This window comes from Bifidobacterium sp. ESL0820 (genome assembly GCF_052606235.1).
On the sequence record NZ_CP199594.1, the window covers coordinates 467,052 to 487,137 of the forward strand.

Annotated in this window: 14 protein-coding genes; 13 read left to right on the top strand and 1 reads right to left on the bottom strand. The window is 65.3% G+C overall.

All coding sequences use genetic code 11. The features are described 5' to 3' along the window. Window positions 1-105: 105 nt before the first annotated feature. The 3 genes from ACUIAH_RS01975 to ACUIAH_RS01985 all read left to right on the top strand — a co-directional run bounded on the left by ACUIAH_RS01975 (window position 106) and on the right by ACUIAH_RS01985 (window position 3,039). The gene (locus ACUIAH_RS01975) at window positions 106-729 is read left to right on the top strand and encodes a 50S ribosomal protein L25/general stress protein Ctc (protein ID WP_445341237.1); all 624 of its coding nucleotides are present in this window, start codon (window positions 106-108) and stop codon (window positions 727-729) included. Window positions 730-933: 204 nt separating this feature from the next. Next, complete coding sequence (locus ACUIAH_RS01980; protein ID WP_445341238.1) at window positions 934-2,061, top strand: branched-chain amino acid aminotransferase; 1,128 nt, start codon at window positions 934-936, stop codon at window positions 2,059-2,061. A 183-nt stretch (window positions 2,062-2,244) separates the two neighbouring features. Next, complete coding sequence (locus ACUIAH_RS01985) at window positions 2,245-3,039, top strand: trimeric intracellular cation channel family protein (protein WP_313841939.1); 795 nt, start codon at window positions 2,245-2,247, stop codon at window positions 3,037-3,039. 39 nt (window positions 3,040-3,078) lie between these two features. On the opposite strand, the gene rpsT is transcribed toward ACUIAH_RS01985, so the two are convergent. After that, window positions 3,079-3,339, bottom strand: coding sequence for a 30S ribosomal protein S20 (rpsT, locus tag ACUIAH_RS01990; protein ID WP_015021872.1), 261 nt, complete (start codon window positions 3,337-3,339; stop codon window positions 3,079-3,081). Between the two features lie 145 nt (window positions 3,340-3,484). Between rpsT and lepA the strand changes: the two genes are divergently transcribed. The 10 genes from lepA to ACUIAH_RS02040 all read left to right on the top strand — a co-directional run bounded on the left by lepA (window position 3,485) and on the right by ACUIAH_RS02040 (window position 19,930). Then, window positions 3,485-5,362, top strand: coding sequence for a translation elongation factor 4 (gene lepA, locus ACUIAH_RS01995; RefSeq protein ID WP_101432419.1), 1,878 nt, complete (start codon window positions 3,485-3,487; stop codon window positions 5,360-5,362). Window positions 5,363-5,405: 43 nt separating this feature from the next. After that, window positions 5,406-6,710: a radical SAM family heme chaperone HemW gene (hemW, locus tag ACUIAH_RS02000; protein WP_445341523.1), complete on the top strand. Its 1,305-nt coding sequence runs from the start codon at window positions 5,406-5,408 to the stop codon at window positions 6,708-6,710. Between the two features lie 123 nt (window positions 6,711-6,833). After that, entirely contained in the window at window positions 6,834-11,408 is a 4,575-nt protein-coding gene (gltB, locus tag ACUIAH_RS02005; protein ID WP_445341239.1) for a glutamate synthase large subunit, read from the top strand. Between the two features lies 1 nt (window position 11,409). Further along, entirely contained in the window at window positions 11,410-12,957 is a 1,548-nt protein-coding gene (locus tag ACUIAH_RS02010; RefSeq protein WP_445341240.1) for a glutamate synthase subunit beta, read from the top strand. A 45-nt stretch (window positions 12,958-13,002) separates the two neighbouring features. Continuing rightward, window positions 13,003-13,455: a hypothetical protein gene (locus ACUIAH_RS02015; RefSeq protein WP_029678776.1), complete on the top strand. Its 453-nt coding sequence runs from the start codon at window positions 13,003-13,005 to the stop codon at window positions 13,453-13,455. A gap of 2 nt (window positions 13,456-13,457) precedes the next feature. Then, entirely contained in the window at window positions 13,458-14,297 is an 840-nt protein-coding gene (locus tag ACUIAH_RS02020; protein ID WP_445341524.1) for an ABC transporter ATP-binding protein, read from the top strand. Window positions 14,298-14,438: 141 nt separating this feature from the next. Next, the gene (locus ACUIAH_RS02025; protein ID WP_445341241.1) at window positions 14,439-16,202 is read left to right on the top strand and encodes an ABC transporter ATP-binding protein; all 1,764 of its coding nucleotides are present in this window, start codon (window positions 14,439-14,441) and stop codon (window positions 16,200-16,202) included. Further along, window positions 16,203-18,149: an ABC transporter ATP-binding protein gene (locus tag ACUIAH_RS02030; protein ID WP_445341242.1), complete on the top strand. Its 1,947-nt coding sequence runs from the start codon at window positions 16,203-16,205 to the stop codon at window positions 18,147-18,149. It begins immediately after the preceding gene. Window positions 18,150-18,155: 6 nt separating this feature from the next. Further along, complete coding sequence (locus ACUIAH_RS02035) at window positions 18,156-19,289, top strand: tRNA (adenine-N1)-methyltransferase (RefSeq protein WP_445341243.1); 1,134 nt, start codon at window positions 18,156-18,158, stop codon at window positions 19,287-19,289. A gap of 80 nt (window positions 19,290-19,369) precedes the next feature. Further along, window positions 19,370-19,930, top strand: a complete 561-nt coding sequence (locus ACUIAH_RS02040; protein WP_306220886.1) for a SixA phosphatase family protein — start codon at window positions 19,370-19,372, stop codon at window positions 19,928-19,930. The last annotated feature ends 156 nt before the right edge of the window (window positions 19,931-20,086 follow it).

Sequence of the window (20,086 nt, forward strand, 5' to 3'; positions counted from 1 at the left end):
GATCATCGGCGGCCTTTCCTTATGGGCGGTCCGGAATCCGACGCGGCGATGCGCCAGGACCGGCCCAGGTCGGTCTTGAGGAACCATTCAAGGAAGGAAGCCAACATGGCTAACACAATTAAGCTCGAGGGCGAAGTCCGCGACCAATTCGGCAAGGGGGCGGCACGCCGCATGCGCGTGGCCCAGCAGATCCCCGCCACCATCTACGCCGGCGGCGCCCAGCCCGACTACATCAAGCTGCCCATGCGCGAGACCACTCTGGCCCTGCGCCGCGCCAACGCCCTCTTCTCCATCAGCTTCGGCGGGCAGACCAAGACGGCCGTGGTCAAGGACGTGCAGCGCAACCCGGTCAAGCGCCAGGTGGAGCACATCGACTTCTATGAGGTCCGCGCAGGCGAGAAGGTCACCGTGGAGGTGCCCGTCTTCGTCAGCGGCGAGACCAAGGGCGCTGCCGTGGCCCTGATCGACACCCAGAACCTGCAGGTCCGGGCCGACGTGTCCAACCTGCCCGAGCGCATCGACATCAGTGTGGAGGGTCTGTCCGAGGGCGACAAGATCCTGGCCAAGGATGTCAAGCTGCCCGAGGGCTCCGAGCTGATCATCGACGATATGGAGGAATCCATCGTCTCCGTCGAGATCCCCAAGGAGGAGAGCCTGGAGACCCCCACCGAGGAGACCGAACAGCCCGATGCGGAAGCCGCTCCGGAGGCTGACGCCCAGAGCGAGTGAACCCAGAGGTTCGTTACTGCCAAGGCGTTTACTGCTAAGGCCGTGGGATCATCACGATCCTGCGGCCTTTTTGCCTATGACGGTCACTATGCGAAATGCGCTGAACAGGTCAAGGCCTGCCTATGCGATAGTTCGGGTACCGGGCATCGCCATAAGCATTGCACCCGAGCAAACAAATACAGCAGCAAGAAGAAGTGGTAGACAATGGCAGAGCAATCACATCACGACCCGAAGGCACTCAATGAGTTGGCGGACGCTTTCAAGGTCATTCCCAACGATCATCCCGCCTCTGACGAGGAGCGTGCCCGGCTGATTGACAAGCCCGCCTTCGGCCAGCTCTTCTCAGACAACATGACCCACATGGGATGGACTTCGGAAGACGGCTGGAATGATCGCAGGGTTGAGCCCTACGGACCGCTCAGCCTGGATCCGGGGGCCTCGGTGCTCCATTACGCCCAGGAGGCCTTCGAGGGACTCAAGGCCTACTACCACGACGACGGCTCCATCTGGCTCTTCCGCCCCGATGCCAACGCTCAGCGCTTCTACAATTCGGCCAAGCGTTTGGCCCTGCCTCCGCTTGAGCCCAATGACTTCCTAGGCTCGGTTGCGGCCCTGGTCCGTCGTGACGCGGCCTGGGTGCCCCAGCGGCGCGAGTACACGCTCTATATGCGCCCCTACATGTTCGCTTCCGAGCCGTTCCTGGGCGTGCGCGCCCCGCATGCGGTGGACTATTGCGTCATCGCCTCGCCCTCGGGGCCCTACTTCGCCGGCGGGGTCAAGCCGGTCAGCATCTGGGTGGAGGACAAGTGGTTCCGCACCGGCCCCGGCGGCACCGGCTTTGCCAAGTGCGGCGGCAACTATGCGGCCTCCCTGCTGGGTGAGAACCGCGGTGCCGAGCATGGCTGCGAGCAGGTCTGCTTCGTCGACGCGGCCACCAAGACCTACCTGGAGGAGCTGGGCGGTATGAACATGTTCACCGTCCACAAGGACGGGCACCTGGAGACCCCCAGCCTGACCGGAACCATTCTGCCCGGCGTCACCCGCAACTCCCTGATCGCCCTGGCCCAGGATCACGGCAGGGATGTGGTGGAGACCATGATCCGCCTGGACACCCTGCTGGACGACATCCGCTCGGGCGAGGTCACCGAGGTGTTCGCCTGCGGAACCGCAGCCATCATCACCCCCATCGGACGCTTCAAGTCCGAGAACTTCGACGTCCAGGTGGCCGACGGCGGCTCTGGCAAGGTCACCATGGACCTGCGCAACGAGCTCCTGGGCATCCAGCTGGGCGAGATCGAAGACCCGCACGACTGGATGTGGAAGGTCTGCTGAGCGCTGACCCCATTCCTGCCTGACAGGTCTTGAATGGAAGGCGACTTCAGGGCGACGTTTCGCCTTGGGTCGCCTTCCTTCATATTTGTGGCCTTGCGCACATCACCGGCCTGTTCAGCTCTGTGCTTGGCTAATCTATAGACAGACTTGAGTGCGGGACGATTCCGGGAGGAGAAGCGCGGGATGAAGACGGCCTTGGAGGGGAACCTGATCTTCATGGTCATCGAGTACCTGGGCATCTTCAGCTGCGGGCTTTCGGGTGGCCTGGCTGCCGTGCGCAAGGGCTACGACATCATCTCCATTCTGCTGGTCTCCTGGATCAGTGCCCTGGGAGGCGGGGTGGTCCGAGACGTTCTTCTGGGTCAGGTGCCGCCCAGCGGCATTACCGACAAGGGCTCAGTCATCGTCACCCTGGCATCCGGCCTGGTGGTGGCTGTCGCCCATCCTGAAATCAGCAGGATGACCTGGTCCATGTTGGTCACTGATGCCATGGCCCTGGGATCCTTTGCCGTCAACGGTACGGCCAAGGCGCTGATGAGTGGAACCGGTGGCATGACGGCCATCTTCATGGGCATGGCCACGGCCCTGGTTGGCGGCCTGCTGCGAGACATCCTCCTCAACCAGGTGCCTGCGGTCATCCAGGACCAGCATTGGTATGCGTTGCCTTCGCTGATCGGCTGCATGCTGACCCTGGCCTCCACGCGCGCCCAGCAGCATGGGCTCTATCCGGCCCGGGTCGACATGGCCCTGGACCTGGCCATCGTGGCCCTGGTGGTCGTCCTGCGCATCATCTCGGTGAAATTCAACATTCTGGTGCCTGGGGCGGTGGACCGGCGCTCGGCCCGGCTGCCGCTCAACGATGCCCAGCTGGCCAGGGCCATCCGTCATCTGATGCGTGGCCGGTCGAACATCAGTGTCACCATCAAGCACACCGACGAGGATTCCGACCGGAAACCGGATACGAAGAAGGGCCGGTGACCCAAGCGCTTGGATCACCGGCCCTTGTGGGCACCCGGTTCAGAGGGCGTTGACGGCGTTGGCCAGACCGGACTTGCGGTTGGCGGCCTGGTTGCGGTGAATCACACCCTTGCCGGCGGCCTTGTCCAGACGGCGGGCGGCCACCTGGTAGGCAGCCTGAGCGGCCTCCTTGTCACCGGCATCCACGGCCTTGCGCACGGAACGCACGGAGGTCTTGATTGCGCTCTTGACCTCCTTGTTGCGCAGGTGCGCCTTTTCGTTGGTGATGACCCGCTTCTTCTGCGACTTGATGTTTGCCAATGTTGCTCCAAACGATGAATGTATCTGTACAGACAACCCACCATAGTAGCACCCGACCGGGAGAAGAATCCGCCATAGGCGGGCGCTTCGGCCCAGGGCATCGTCTAGAATCGTTAGACCAGACGTACGTGAGGAGAGCAGACCGGTGCAGGAAGCCAAGAACCAACCAGGATTCACCGACCAATCGCTGATCCGCAACTTCTGCATCATCGCCCACATCGATCACGGCAAATCCACGGTGGCCGACCGGATCCTGCAGCTGAGCGGGATCGTGCCCAAGCGCGAGATGCACGACCGGTTCCTGGACAGGATGGACATCGAGCAGGAGCGCGGCATCACCATCAAGTCCCAGGCCGTTCGCCTGCCCTGGGTCAAGGACGGCGTCGAATACACCCTGGGCATGATCGACACCCCGGGCCACGTGGACTTCACCTACGAGGTATCCCGGGCCTTGGAGGCCTGCGAGGGCGCGGTTCTGCTGGTGGACGCCACCCAGGGCATCGAGGCGCAGACCCTCTCCAACCTCTATATGGCCCTGGAGGATGACCTGACCATCATCCCCGTCCTCAACAAGATCGACCTGCCTTCGGCCGAGCCGGACAAGCACGCCGAGGAGATCGCCAACCTGATCGGCTGCTCCACGGACGAGGTGCTCCGGGTGTCGGGCAAGACCGGCCAGGGGATCCGTGAGCTGGTGGACCGCATCGTGGACCAGGTGCCGGCCCCCAAGGGGGATCCCAAGGCCCCGGCCCGGGCTCTGATCTTCGACTCGGTCTACGACTCCTATCGGGGAATCGTCACCTACATCCGGATGGTGGACGGCGAGCTCAAGGAGCGCCAGAAGATCCGCATGATGGGCCGGGCGACCGTGCACGACCCCATCGAGCTGGGGGTGATCAGCCCCGACATGACACCCACCAAAGCCCTGGGTGCCGGGGAGGTCGGCTATGTGATCACCGGCGTCAAGGACGTCAGCCAGTCCAAGGTGGGCGACACGGTCACCACCGAGGCCAACCCGGCCAAGGAGCCCCTGCCTGGCTATCAGGACCCCCAGCCCATGGTCTATTCCGGGCTCTTTCCCATCGACAACGCCCAGTTCCCCGAACTGCGCGACGCCCTGGACAAGCTCAAGCTCAACGATGCCGCCCTGGTCTATGAGCCGGAGACCTCGGTGGCCCTGGGCTTCGGCTTCCGCTGCGGCTTCCTGGGGCTGCTGCACATGGAGATCGTCACCGAGCGCCTGAGCAGGGAGTTCGGCATGGATCTGATCGCCACGGCCCCCAACGTCACCTATCAGGTGACCATGGAGGACGGCAGCGAGCACACGGTGACCAACCCCAGCGAGTTCCCCGACGGCAAGGTTCGCCGGATTCTGGAACCCGTGGTCAGCGCCGATATCATCACCCCCAAGGAGTTCATCGGACCGGTCATGGAGCTCTGCCAGGACCATCGCGGGCAGATGGGGACCATGGAGTATCTGAGCCCCGAGCGCGTCGAGATGCACTACAGGATGCCCCTGGCCGAGATCGTCTTCGACTTCTTCGACCAGCTGAAGAGCCGGACCAAGGGCTACGCCAGCCTGGACTACCAGCCCGACGGCACCCAGTCCGCCGACCTGGTCAAGGTGGACATCCTCATCCAGGGGGAGAAGATCGACGCCTTCTCGGCCATCGTCCACAAGGACAAGGCCTACGCCTACGGGGTGATGATGACCAAGAAGCTGCGCAAGCTGATTCCGCGCCAGCAGTTCGAGATCCCCATCCAGGCGGCCATAGGGTCGCGCATCATCGCCCGGGAGACCATCAGCGCCCTGCGCAAGGACGTGCTGGCCAAGTGCTACGGCGGGGACATCACCCGCAAGCGCAAGCTGCTGGAGAAGCAGAAGGCCGGCAAGAAGCGCATGAAGATGCTGGGACATGTCGAGGTGCCCCAGGAGGCCTTCATCGCCGCCCTGAGCACCGGCCAGGCCCAGGACCGGGACACCAAGGACAAGATCCGGGCCGCCGCCAGGAAGGAGGGCTGAACGGGTGGGATCCTACCAGGTCTACATCCATGTGCCCTTCTGCATGCGCCGCTGCGGCTACTGCGACTTCAACACCTACACGGCCCGCGACCTGGGCGGGGGAGCCAGCCGGGAGCAATATGCCGACCTGGCCATCCAGGAGATGCGCATGGTCCGCGACTGGCAGACCTCCCGAGGCCTGATAGAGCCGCCCGTGTCCACCATCTTCTTCGGCGGAGGCACGCCCACCATTCTGCCCGCCCAGGATCTGGTGCGCATGGTCGAGGCCGTGGCCGACCTTTGGGGGCTGTCCCCCAGGGCTGAGATCACCACCGAGGCCAACCCCGACACCGTGGATCGGGTCTATCTGGAGCAGCTGCTTCGGGGCGGCATCAATCGGGTCTCCTTCGGCATGCAGTCGGCGGTGCCCAGCGTCCTGGCCACCCTGGACCGCACCCATACCCCGGCCAATGTGACCACTGATGTGGCCGCTGCCAAGGACCTGGGACTCAGGGCCAGTGTGGACCTGATCTACGGGACGCCGGGGGAGCGGCTTGAGGATTGGCGGACCAGCCTGCAGGCGGCCCTGGACCTGGGCGTGGACCATGTCTCCGCCTACGCCCTGACCCTGGAGCCCACCACCAAGATGGGCCGAGCCGTGCGCCGGGGCCAGCTGCCTGCACCCGATGACGACGACGAGGCGGCCAAGTACGAGATGGCCGACGACATGCTCTCCCAGGCAGGCCTCTGCTGGTATGAGATCTCCAACTGGGCCCGCCCCGGCCAGGAGAGCCGCCACAACCTGGGCTACTGGCACAACGTGGACTGGGCCGGCATCGGCCCCGGCGCCCACTCCCACTATCGTGCTCTGGAAGGCCAGGACACAGGCATGGCGCCGGTGGATGAAGCTCGGGAACAGGAGCCTATGCCGTCCGTCTCGCCCGGGTTCAGGGCCACAGGAACAGCAGCGGCGCAAGAGGCCGATCCCGGGGTACGCTGGTGGCTATCGCCGGAGCCCGGCCTGGGGGAGCGGCGTGCCAGGGCCATTCGCTCCTGGGACATCGCCCACCCCAGGGACTGGGCCGCCGCCATGGACGCCGGACATGTGCCCTGGCAGGATGCCGAGCTTCTGGGCTTCAGGCAGGACCTGGAGGAGACGGTCATGCTGGCCCTGCGCCTGCCGGAAGGTCTGGGACTGGATCGGCTGACCAGGCAGGCGGGTCGTCCGGCTGACCCGAAGATCCTTAGGGATCTGGTCGATCAGGGCCTCCTGCTGCCCGTGCGTGACCGAATCCAGGTGACCCGCCGGGGCCGCCTGCTCAACGATCTGGTCATCGACCAGGTCCTGGAGGCGGTAGGAATTCGTTAGACACTGCGGAACGTTACACGGATGTCACCTGTGGATGCATTATTCTGTTGATTCACCATTGACAAGGCTCCTCAAGGGTGGAGCATGCCGGCCCCGCCCCCGTCCACGAATGAGGTGATTGCGGTGTCATTCACGGCCCCTCTCGATCTGCATGTCCACGGCCCGCAAGGGCTCTACGACCCTGATACGGAACACGATGCCTGCGGTTTCGGCATGGTGGCCACCCTGAACCGACGGGATGAAAGACTGATCGTCGAACAGGGCATCCGCGTCCTGGTCAACCTGGACCACCGAGGGGCCGTGGGAGCCGAGCCCAACACCGGCGACGGGGCCGGAATCATGCTCTCCATGCCTGACGAGTTCATGCGCACCCGGGTCTGCCGGGATCTGCCCGAAGCCGGCCACTATCTGGCGGGCATGGCCTTCCTGGACAGGGACCCGGCTCAGGCTGCCAGCCAGGAGGAGGCCATAGCATCGATCGCTGGCCAGGAGGGGCTGCGCGTCCTGGCCTGGCGGTCTGTGCCCACCGATCCTGACGGACTGGGTCTGCAGGCTCTGGCCTCCATGCCTCGCTTCCTCATGCCCATCATGTGCGACGCCGGGCCGGATGGCCGCGGAGGACTGGATCTGGAGCGGCTGGGCTACCGGGTCCGCAAGCGGGCCGAGCACGAGCTGGGCGTCTACTTCGCCTCCCTGTCCTGCCGGACCATCACCTACAAGGGCATGCTGACCACCAAGCAGCTGCAGGGCTTCTTCCCCGACCTGGGTGACCCGGTCTTGAAGGCCCGCCTGGCCATCGTCCACTCCCGCTTCTCCACCAACACCTTCCCCTCCTGGCCGCTGGCCCAGCCCTTCAGGATGATCGCCCACAACGGGGAGATCAACACCATCCAGGGCAACCGCAACTGGATGTCGGCCCGCGAGGGAAAGCTGAGCTCGGAACTGCTGGGCGACATGGCCCCGTTGCTGCCGGTCAACACCCCTGGAGCCTCAGACTCAGGCACCTTCGATGAGACCCTTGAGCTGCTCCACCTGGCAGGACGGTCCCTGCCCCACGCCGTCTCAATGATGATGCCTCCGGCCTGGCAGCAGGATCCGGACATGGATCCCGACCTGAAGGCCTTCTACCAGTACAACGACACCCTGATCGAGCCCTGGGACGGCCCGGCGGCCATCGTCTTCACCGACGGGACCCTGGTGGGCGCCCAGCTGGACCGCAATGGTCTGCGCCCGGGCCGCTGGCAGCTGACCGATGACGGCCACCTGGTCCTGGCCTCGGAGGCCGGCGTCCTTGAGGATACGCCCCAGGAGTCCATTGTCGCCAAGGGCAGGCTGGAGCCGGGACGCATGTTCCTGGCTGATACCAAAGCGGGCCGGATAGTGCCCGACAGCGAGATCAAGCATCAGCTGGCGGGTCTGCACCCCTACCGGAAGTGGGTTTCGGAGCGGACCGTCCGCCTGGATGACCTGCCCGAGCGCGAGCATGTCAACTACTCGCGCATCTCGGTCCACCGTCGGCAGCAGGCCTTCGGCTACACCCGGGAGGACCTGACCATGCTGCTGGGGCCCATGACCGAAACCGGCAGCGAGCCCATCGGGTCCATGGGCAATGATGCGCCCATCGCTGTGCTCTCGCGCCGCTCGCGCATGCTCTTCGACTACTTCACCCAGAAGTTCGCCCAGGTCACCAACCCGCCCCTGGACTGGGAGCGCGAGGAGCTGGTGACCAGCATCGCCTCGGCCATCGGGCCCGAGCCCAACCTTTTGGAGGACACCCCCGAGCACGCCTGGAAGATCCACATCGACCTGCCCGTGGTGGACTCCGTCCAGATGGCGCAGATCAAGCGCCTGGACCGGGCGCCGGTCCTGGAAGGCCGCTTCCGCCCCCGTCTGATCCGCGGCCTCTACCAGGTGGCCGGCGGTGGCAAGGCCCTTGAGGAGCGTCTGGAAGCCATCGAAAGAGAGGTGGATCAGGCCATCGAGGAAGGCTGCAATGTCCTTGTCCTCTCTGACCGGGATTCCAATCACATCTGGGGGCCCATACCCTCCCTGCTGCTGACCGGGGCCGTCCAGCACCACCTGCTCCGTCGGCACACCCGCACCCAGGTCTCCCTGGCGGTGGAGGCCGGCGACGTGCGCGAGGTCCACCATGTGGCCCTGCTGATCGCCTATGGCGCCGCCTGCGTCAACCCCTACCTGGCTCTGGAGTCCGTGGAGAACCTGGCCAACAGTGGCGACCTGCACGTGGATGCGAAAAAGGCCTCCGCCAACCTGGTCCGGGCCCTGAGCACCGGGGTCCTGAAGATCATGAGCAAGATGGGGGTGAGCACCATCATGTCCTACCGCGGCTCACAGCTCTTCGAGGCCGTCGGACTGAGCCGGGAGGTCATCGACCGCTGGTTCACCGGCACCACCTCCCTGGTGGGCGGCATAGGGCTTGATGAGATCGCCGCCGAGGTGGCCCAGCGCCATCGGGTGGCCTACCCCATCGAGTGGACCGCCGGATCCGGGCATGACCTGGAGACAGGCGGCAACTACCACTGGCGGCGCACCGGCGAGGACCACCTGAACGACCCCGAATCCATCTTCCTGCTCCAGCAGTCCACCAAGCGAGGGGACTACGGACTCTTCAGGGCCTACACCGACCATGTGAACGCGGCGGCCAAGCAGGGCATGACCCTGCGCGGCCTCATGGAGCTGCACTCCGACAGGGCGCCCATACCGCTGGACCAGGTGGAGCCCGCCGAGTCCATCGTCACCCGCTTCTCTACCGGAGCCATGAGCTACGGGTCCATCTCCCAGGAGGCCCATGAGACCATGGCCCTGGCCATGAATCGGCTCGGCGCCCGGTCCAACTCGGGCGAGGGGGGCGAGTCGCCGGATCGGATTGCAGACCCTGCCAGGACCAGCCGCATCAAGCAGGTGGCCTCGGCCCGGTTCGGGGTGACCAGCGACTACCTGGTCTCGGCCACCGACCTGCAGATCAAGCTGGCCCAGGGAGCCAAGCCGGGGGAGGGCGGCCATCTTCCCGGCGCCAAGGTCCCGCCCTGGATCGCCCAGGTCAGACGGTCCACACCCGGTGTCGAGCTCATCTCGCCTCCGCCCCACCATGACATCTACTCCATCGAGGACTTGAAGCAGCTGATTCACGACCTGAAGATGGCCAACCCCCAAGCCCGCATCCACGTCAAGCTGGTCTCCGAGCACGGGGTGGGAACCGTGGCCGCGGGCGTGGCCAAATGTCATGCCGACGTGGTCCTCATCTCCGGCCAGGACGGCGGCACGGGGGCGGCGCCGCTCAACGCCATCAAGCATGCGGGAACCCCCTGGGAGCTGGGCCTGGCCGAGACCCAGCAGACCCTGGTCATGAACGATCTGCGCTCGCGGATCGTGGTCCAGTGCGACGGGGAGCTCAAGACCGGCCGCGACGTGGTCGTAGCCGCCCTGTTGGGGGCCGAGGAGTTCGGCTTCGCCACCACGGCGCTGCAGGTGGAGGGCTGCGTCATGATGCGGGCCTGCCATAAGAACACCTGCCCCCAGGGCATAGCCACCCAGGATCCGGAGCTGCGCTCGCGCTTCACCGGTCGGCCCGAGGACCTGGTCAACTTCTTCATGTTCATGGCCCGTCAGGTGCGGGAGATCCTGGCCTCCCTGGGATTCGCCAGCCTGGAGGAGGCGGTCGGCCATGTGGAGTGCCTGCGCCGGGACCCCTCCGTGCGCACCTGGAAGAGCCAGGGCATTGACCTGGATGCCATCCTGCGCAAGCCTGGCCCCACCCCGGGCACGGTATTGCACCACACCCAGGCCCAGGATCACGAACTGGACAAGTCCCTGGATGTGGACCTGATCAATCAGGCTGTCGATGCTCTGGATGAGGGCCGTCCGGTGGCCATCAAGACAACCGTGCGCAACGTCAACCGGAGCGTGGGCACCATGCTGGGCTACAGGATCACCCGCAAATACGGAGCCGCCGGCCTGCCGCAGAACACTGTGGACATCACGCTGACAGGTTCCGCCGGTCAATCCTTGGGAGCCTTCATCCCCAGGGGCGAGACCATCCGGGTGATCGGCGAGGCCAACGACTATGCAGGCAAGGGCCTGTCCGGCGGCCGTCTGATCCTCCAGGCTGCCCAAGGCGTCAGGTTCGATCCGCACCAGACCGTCATCTGCGGCAACGTGGCTGGATTCGGCGCCACCTCGGGCGACATGTTCGTGGCCGGCCGGGCCGGGGAGCGCTTCGCCGTACGCAACGGGGGCGGCCGTTTCGTGGTCGAGGGCCTGGGCGACCACGGTTGCGAGTACATGACCGGCGGCCTGGTGGTGGTTCTGGGTCCCACAGGGCGCAACTTCGGCGCCGGCTTCTCGGGAGGGGATGCCTACCTGCTGGACATGGACACCTCCCGGCTGAATCCGCAAGCCTGGAATGACGGCTCCCTGCTGGCCTTGGAGCCCGACCAGGACCAGGCGGCCATGCTCAAGGAACTGATAGCGGAGCATGTCCGGCTGACCGGGTCAAAGGCTGCGGCCGGGCTGCTGGAGGACTGGCCGAGCGCGCTGGCCCGGTTCACCCATCTGGTTCCCCGTCGTTATCTGGCCATGAAGAAGGCCATGGAAGAGGCCGAACGTGAGCAGGTGGACTTCAACGAGCCCGGCGTCTGGGACGCCACCTACGCCCAGGTCATGGAAGGAGCGCACTGATATGGTCGACCCCAAGGGATTCCTCAAGGTACGCACCCGGCACGAGCTGGCCGAGCGCCCGGTAGCCGAACGACTGAAGGACTGGCGGGACGTGCACCAGACCACTGGCCCTGGTCCCTGGACCGCCGAGCAGGCCGCCCGCTGCATGGACTGTGGCACCCCCTTCTGCATGACCGGCTGCCCCCTGGGCAACCTGATCCCCGAGTTCAACGACCTGCTGTCAAGGGGCCGTTGGGAGGAGGCCTACGAACGGCTGAGCCTGACCAACAACTTCCCGGAGTTCACCGGACGGATCTGCCCGGCTCCCTGCGAGTCCTCCTGCGTGCTCTCCATCCACCAGCCGGCCACCACCATCAAGCTGGACGAGCAGACCATCATCGACCAGGCCTGGTCCCTGGGCCTGGTCAAGCCCAGGCCGCCCCAGCGGCTGACTGACATGACCGTGGCCGTGGTTGGGTCGGGTCCTGCAGGGCTGGCCTGCGCCCAGCAGCTGACCCGGGCCGGGCACACGGTGGTGGTCTACGAGCGCGCCGATGCCATAGGCGGACTCCTGCGCTACGGCATCCCAGCCTTCAAGCTGGAGAAGTCCCTGCTGGACCGTCGGCTGGAGCAGATGGAGGCCGAGGGGACCCGATTCCGCACCGGCGTCGAGGTGGGCCGGGACCTGGGCTGGGACCAGCTGCGGGCCCGCTATGACGCCCTGGTGGTGGCCATCGGTTCCACCGAACCCCGGCGGGTGGACTTGCCCGGCAGGGAGCTGAAGGGCATCCACTACGCCATGGACTTTCTGCCCGACCCCACCCGCAAACTGATGGGCCGCGAGCCCATCAACAACATCGATGCCTCCGGCAAGGACGTCATCATCATCGGCGGCGGCGACACAGGTTCGGACTGCCTGGGCACGGCCCTGCGAGAGGGCGCCAAGTCGGTCACCGTCCTCCAGATCCGACCCAAAGAGCCCTCGTCCAGGCCCGATGACCGGCCTTGGCCAACCTACGCCCGGCTCTACAATCCCACCTCCTCCATGGAGGAGGGCGGCCACTACGACTACGCGGTGGACAGCCTGGAATACCTGGGCGACGGTTCCGATGACCGGATCAGCCTGGACCAGACCAGCGCCCCGACAGGTTTTGACCAGGACCATGAGGGACGGGTGCGCGGCGTTCGCGTGGTGGATGTCAGCCGTGACGACCAGGACCGAATCATTCCCCACCCCGACACCGAGCGGGTCCTGCCTGCCGACCTGGTGCTGATCAGCATCGGCTTTGCCCACCCGGAGACGGCCACCTTGACCGGACAGACCGGCTTAGGGCTGGACCCGCGCGGCAACGTGGCACGGAATGCCGACTACGCCACCGAACGTGACGGCATCTTCGTCTGCGGTGATGCCGGACGCGGCCAGTCCCTGGTGGTCTGGGCCCTGGCCGAGGGCCGTTCCTGCGCGGCGGCCGTGGACCGGTATCTGACTGGCGCCACTGAATTGCCCGCCCCCATCCGAGCCGATGAGCGCGCCATGGCCCTGCCTGCGGCCGACAAGCGCCCACGCTAATATGAAAAGGTATGGTGCCGATCGAAGGGATGGAGGCAATGGGATATGACCAACCGCGCTGAACGTAGGGCGCAGGCCAAGCGGAGCCGCCGTGGCGGCAGCGACGACCGGAGGATGACGGCCAAGGGCAGGGCCGGAGTGATGGACGAACGGGCCTTGCAGGAACGCTCCCGCCGGCTGGAGGCTGGCCAAGGCGCCGAGTGGAAGCCCACCGGGCATACCGATGACCTGGTGCAGAAGGACTCCGTGGACCCCAATGACCGCAATCCCCGTCTGCTCAGGGCTCCCAGCGGCGTGCGTCAATGGCTGCGAATCCTGGTCTGGGCCCTGATCATCTGCTCCGGCCTGGCCTTCCTGGTTTGCATGTGGCTGCCCCACGTTCCCATCTGGGCCACCATCGCCATCGCGGCGGTCTTCTGCCTGGGCGTGCTGGGGCTTTTCCTGGTCGGCGGCAACCGGGACAATCCACGCCTGGACTCCTACGGAACGGCCCTGTGACCATGACCGAAAGCGTGGCAGAACAGCAGGCCGTGCTCATGCAGCACGTGGGATTCCGCCGTCAGGGCCGGGTCATACTGAACGATGTCAACCTTGAGGTGGGCCGTGGGCAGAAGTGGGTCCTCTTCGGACCCAACGGCGTGGGCAAATCCACCCTGGTGGCCATGATGAGCACCCGAGGCTTCCCCAGCACTGGCAGCGTGGAGATCCTGGGCAATCGGCTGGGTAAGGTGAACGTCTTCTCCTACCGGCATCGGATTGGTCTGGCCTCGGCTGGCCTGGCCAAGACCATCAGCCCCCAGGAGGATCCCTACGACGTGGTGCTGACAGCCTTCAGCGATACCACCGGACGCTGGAGGGAGACCTTCACGGCCAAGCAGGAAGAGGCCACCCTGGCCCTGATGGACCGGTTCGGCATCGCCTACCTCAAGGGCAAGCGCATGTACCGGCTCTCCGAGGGGGAGCGCGGCCGGGTGCTGATATGCCGGGCGCTGATGGCCAATCCCGACCTGCTCATCCTGGACGAGCCGACCACCGGACTGGATCTGGGCGGCCGGGAGCTGGTGCTCAGGGCCTTGAGCGACATCGGCAGGGAGGACAAGGACCGCACGGTCATCCTGGTCACCCACCGGCTTGAGGAGATTCCTCTGGGCTTCGATCGGATAGCCATGATGGGCCGGCGTCCTGCCGACACCGCAGACACCGGTGACCCGGATCCGGGCACCATCGTCTACCAGGGCCCCTTGGAGGGTGGACTGACCGGTCCGCGCCTGAGCGAGCTCTTCGGCCTGGATCTGACCGTGGTCCACCGTGACGGACGCTGGGGTGCCTTCGCCGTTTGAACGCACTGCTGCTGACCGCCTTCTGACACGCCCATATCAGCTCAAGGAATAGCAAAGTCGTTCTCCAAGGCACGGGTATAGACTGTGGTGGTTTGTCTGCCCGGGGACCGTGGCAGACCTGTATGCGTGAAGGATGTTGACGTGATCAAGATATGGACCCGCTACCTGCGGCCTTATTGGCTGCAGGTGGCCGTTCTGGTGCTCTTTCAGGTGGCGCAGACGGCCTTGAACCTCTACCTGCCCAACCTGCAGGCGGACATCATCGACAAGGGCGTGGCCGTAGGCGACCAGGATGCCATCTACAGGATCGGCTGGCAGATGATGGGGATCACCGCCCTCCAGATCGTGGCCAACGTGGTCGCCGTCTACTGCGCCACCCGGCTGGCCATGAGGATGGGCTACGAGCTGCGCAGGGACCTGTTCGCCTCGGTGGAGGGCTTCAGCCTCAACGAGATCGAGCGCTTCTCGGCCGGTTCCCTGATCACCCGCACCACCAACGACGTCCAGCAGATGCAGATGACCACCATGCAGACCCTGATGATCATCCTGCAGGCCCCGGTCATGCTGATCGGCGGGCTGATTCTGGCCCTGCGCCAGGACGGCCCCCTGACCTGGTCCCTGGCGGTCATCATCCCCCTGATTCTCCTGGTGGCCCTGGTGCTCATGGGCAGGATGGGCCCCCTGTTCACCCGCCTGCAGAACATGCTGGACTCCGTCAACCGCCTGGTCCGCGAGCAGATCTCCGGCGTGCGGGTCATTCGTGCCTTCGTCCGCGAGAAGACCGAGGCCGCCCGCTTCGACAAGGCCAACCGCGACGTCTACGGCGTCCTGATCTCCACCGGCCGGCTGATGAGCATGATGGTGCCGCTCATGTGGTTCCTGCTGAACATGTCCAACGTGGCCATCATGTGGTTCGGCGGCCGTCGCATCGACTCCGGGGCCATGCAGATCGGCGCCCTGCAGGCCTTCATCCAGTACCTGATGATCATCCTGTCAGGCCTGATGATGGCCGCCATGATGTCGGTCATGCTGCCCAGAGCCGCTGTGGCCGCCCGAAGGATCAACGAGGTCCTGGAGGCCACCAGCGAGATCGCCGCTCCCCAGCATCCTTACCGCAACGAGCACCCCCAGGGCCTGCTGGAGTTCAAGCAGGTGGACTTCAGCTATCCTGGCGCCCAGGACCCGGTCCTTTCGGATATCTCCTTCACTGCACGGCCGGGGACCACGACGGCCATCATCGGGGCCACGGGATCCGGCAAGTCCACCATCATCCGGCTGGCCAACCGCATGTTCGACGTCACCAACGGCCAGGTCCTGGTGGACGGGCACGATGTGCGCGAGTACGACCCCGACCAGCTGGCCCTGATCTTCGGGCCGGTCCCGCAGAAGGCCACCCTCTTCACCGGCACCATCCGCGACAACATGCACTACGGGGACCCCGATGCCGATGACGACCGCATCTGGCAGGCCCTGCGCATCGCACAGGCAGAGGACTTCGTCCGTGAAATCCCCGAGGGCCTTGATGCCCGCGTGGCCGAGGGCGGCACCAACTTCTCCGGCGGGCAGAAGCAGCGGCTCTGCATGGCCAGGGCCATCCTGCGCAACCCCCGCATCTACACCTTCGACGACTCCTTCTCGGCCTTGGACATGACCACCGACCGCGCCCTGCACGAGGCCCTGGTGCCGGTCACCCGCGAGGCCACCCAGATCGTGGTGGCCCAGAGGGCGGCATCCATCCGCGAGGCCGACCAGATTCTGGTCCTGGACCGAGGCCGCATCGTCGGCCGGGGCACCCACGACGAGCTCATGGAGGACTGCCCCACCTACCAGGAGATCGTCCAATCCCAGGGCGGGCAGGGTCCCGACGTGGAAGAGCTGAGCATTGACGAGGGGAGGGCCGAGTAGATGGCCAAGGACTTGAGCGCAAATACAGGCTCGAAGGCCGTAGGCAGCCGCCGCCACACCGTGGGCCGGCTGGTCCATTACCTGCTGGCCAGCCCCTGGAGGGTCATCGTCATGGTCCTCTCCGGCATGATCGCCGTGGCCATGATCGTCATCGGCCCCAAGGTCATGGGCGAGGCCACCAACGTTCTCTTCGAGGGTCTGCTGGGGTCCATGCTGGTCAAGATGGGCGCCAAGCCCGGCACCCCCAAGCAGGCTGTGGTCACCTACCTGCAGTCCCGCGGGCAGGACAAGTTCGCTCGGATGATCGACTCCATGAACGTCCAGGTGGGCGTGGGCATCGACTGGGGGCGCTTCGGCACCATCCTCATGTTCGTCATCGGCATCTACCTGATCTCCATCCTGGTCAGGCTGGTGCAGAACTTCCTGATGACCCGGCTGGTCTCAGACGCGGTCTATACCATGCGCAGGCAGATCGAGGACAAGCTGGACCGGCTGCCCCTGCAGTACTTCGACCGGACCCCGCGCGGCGAGGTCATGAGCCGGACTACCAACGACATCGACAACATCTCGGGCACTCTACAGCAGATCCTGGGCGAGCTGCTCTTCTCGGTCTTCTCCATCATCGGCGCCTTTATCATGATGCTGACCATCTCGCCCCTGCTGACCCTGATCGCCTTCATCATCATCCCGGTCATGGCCCTGTGCGCGGGCGTCATCCTCAAGAAGACCCAGCCCCAGTTCACCAGGCAGTGGATACGAACCGGCCAGGTCAACAGCCACGTGGAGGAGATGTTCTCAGGCCACATGGTGGTTCGGGCCTTCGGCCACCAGCACAAGGCTGAAGAGGAGTTCGAGGAGCGCAACCAGGAGCTCTACCAGGCCAGCTTCAAGGCCTCCTTCTTCTCGGCCTTGGTCACGCCCATGTCAACCTTCTTCGGCAACCTGAGCTTCGTGATCGTGGTCATCATCGGCGGCGTGCACGTGCTCAACGGCAGCATGAGCCTGGGCGGCCTGCAGGCCTTCACCCAGTACACCCGTCAGGCCTCCCAGCCCATCGGCCAGCTGGCTTCCATGGGCACCATGCTCCAGTCTTCCCTGGCCTCCTGCCGCAGGGTCTTCGACTTCCTGGACGAGGCCGAGGAGGTGCCGGACATCGAGCATCCCGACCATCTGGGCCAGGAGACCGGAGGCAAGGTCGAGGGCCACGTCCGCTTCGACCACGTCCGCTTCTCCTACGATCCGGCCGAGCCGCTGATCAAGGACCTGTCCATCGAGGCCAAGCCCGGGCAGACCATCGCCATCGTCGGGCCCACCGGCGCCGGCAAGACCACACTGGTCAACCTGCTCATGCGCTTCTACGAGATCCAGGGCGGGCACATCACCATCGACGGCGTGGACACCTCCAGGGTGACCCGCCACGACCTGCGCAGCCACTTCGGCATGGTCCTGCAGGACACCTGGCTCTTCGACGGCACCGTCCGCGACAACCTGCTCTACGGGCTGGACGAGGGGCAGACCATCCCCGAGCAGACCATGATCGATGGCGCCAAGGCCACCCACGTGGACGAGTTCATCCGCAAGCTGCCCCAGGGCTACGACACCGTCCTCAATGAGGACAGCAGCGAGCTCAGCCAGGGCGAACGCCAGCTGATGACCATCTGCCGGGCCTTCCTGTCCGACCCCGACATCCTGATCCTGGACGAGGCCACATCCTCGGTGGACACCAGGACCGAGCTGCTGGTCCAGCAGGCCATGAACACCCTGCGCAAGGGCAGGACCTCCTTCGTCATCGCGCACAGGCTGTCCACCATCCGCGACGCCGACCTGATCCTGGTGGTCAACCACGGCTCGGTGGTCGAGCAGGGCACCCACGACCAGCTGCTGGAGCGCGGAGGCGCCTATGCCTCCCTCTACAACTCCCAGTTCACCAAGGGCGAGGAGGACTGAGGGGGCATGAGCCTTAGACGCGGTCCGCTGAGCGTAGGGGAGCGGGTCCAGCTGACCGACCGGCGTGGCCGCAAGCTGACGGTCATGCTGGAACCAGGCGGCCTGACCCAGACCGACCACGGGCTCCTGCCGCACGAGGCCATGATTGGCCTGCCCGAGGGATCCGTGGTGGTGACCATCTCGGCTGACAAGTGGCGGCGGATGCGCCACAAGCAGGATGTCGGCACTGCCACAGAAGCACCTGACAGGGCCAAGCCCTGGAAGTCCTCGCGAAGCATAGGGGGATGGGCCTTCACCGTCATGCGCCCCCGGCTGGAGGACTACATCCTCTCCATGCCGCGCGGCGCCCAGATCATGTACCCCAAGGACGTGGCCAGGGTCATCCTCCTGGGCGACATCCGTCCGGGCATGAGGGTCCTGGAGTCGGGAGCCGGATCAGGGGCCATGAGCCTGGGCCTGCTGGATGCCATCGGCACGGAGGGGAAGCTGACCAGCATCGAGCGACGGGAGGAGTTCGCCCGGGTGGCCATGGGCAATGCCACCGTCTTCTTTGGACAGCGCCCTGCCCAGTGGGACCTGCGCACCGGCGACTTCGACACCCTTGCCGCCGACCTGCCCGAGGACGAATTCGACCGTATCGTTCTGGACATGCTGGATCCTTGGAACCGTCTGGAGCAGGCCTATCGGGTCATGGCCCCCGGCGGCGTGCTGACCGCCTACGTGACCACCACCACCCAGCTCAGCCGGCTGGCCGAGGCCCTGCGCGCCGACGGCCGGTGGACCGAGCCCGAGATCATGGAGAGCCTGGAGCGCTCCTGGAAGGCCGACGGCCTGGCGGTCCGACCCGAGCATGAGATGATCGGGCACACCGGCTTCCTCTTGACCAGCAGGGCCATGGCTTCCGGCCAGCAGGCTCTGCGCAAGCATATCCGGGCCACCAAGGACTACCAGACAGACGTGGATCAGGGCCGGGGGCCTGCCGAGGCCAGCGGCTCCAATCGCGAGCGCAAAATGGAGGACCTGGAGGATCTCGAGGATCTGGAGCTGCGCCGGGTCTCCGATCGCAAGCTGCGCAAGGTGCTGCGTGACCTGGACCATCAGGTGCGAACTCTGCAAAGCGGACAGGATCAGGAAGACTGATCACCCATGACCGGCGTATCCACTGGGCTCTGTCATAATGGGAAGGGCGACTGATGAGATTGTCGGGAAAGGAAGCATGGATGGGTTTGCGAAAGGGTCTGAAGGCTGAGGATCTGCGGCGGTGCAGCCGAACCCTCATGCTCATGCGTCACGCCAAGACCGGACGCCAGGGGTCGCAGGGCGATCGCAGCCGCCAGCTGACCGACCGTGGCCAGAGACAGGCTCGGATCATGGGCCGTGGCTTGACCGCTTTGGGCCTGGTGCCTGACCGCATCATCTGCTCGGGAGCACCCCGGGCCCGTCAGACCCTGGACGGCATGCTCAAGCCCTTGGGGGATGGGCCGCGTGTCGATTACCGGGAATCCCTCTATGAATCCGGCATGCAGGCGGTCTTCGACGAGCTGGCGCAGACCGAGGATCGTGACCGCCGGGTCCTCATCCTGGGTCATGAGCCCACCATGTCTATCTGCTCACAATGGCTGGCCGAGGACAACTCCGATCCCGACCTTTTGGACCTGCTCAATCTTGGACTGCCCCCGGCCACTATGGTCGTGCTGGGGTCTGAGCGGCCATTGACCGACTGGGGAACCCACCAGGCCCGTTTGCTTGGCATTCTGGGCCCCCAGGACCTTGAAGACTGACCGGCGAACAAGCCGTAGACGATCTTCTATAGGCAGTCTTAGCGTCCAGTAATCCCGTTGCTGCTGTCCTGCCGTTATCGATTCAGGTTATGGCGACACCTTATTTGCACCAATTACCCGCCTCCTCCCGCCGCTGATAGGCTGACCAAAGACATC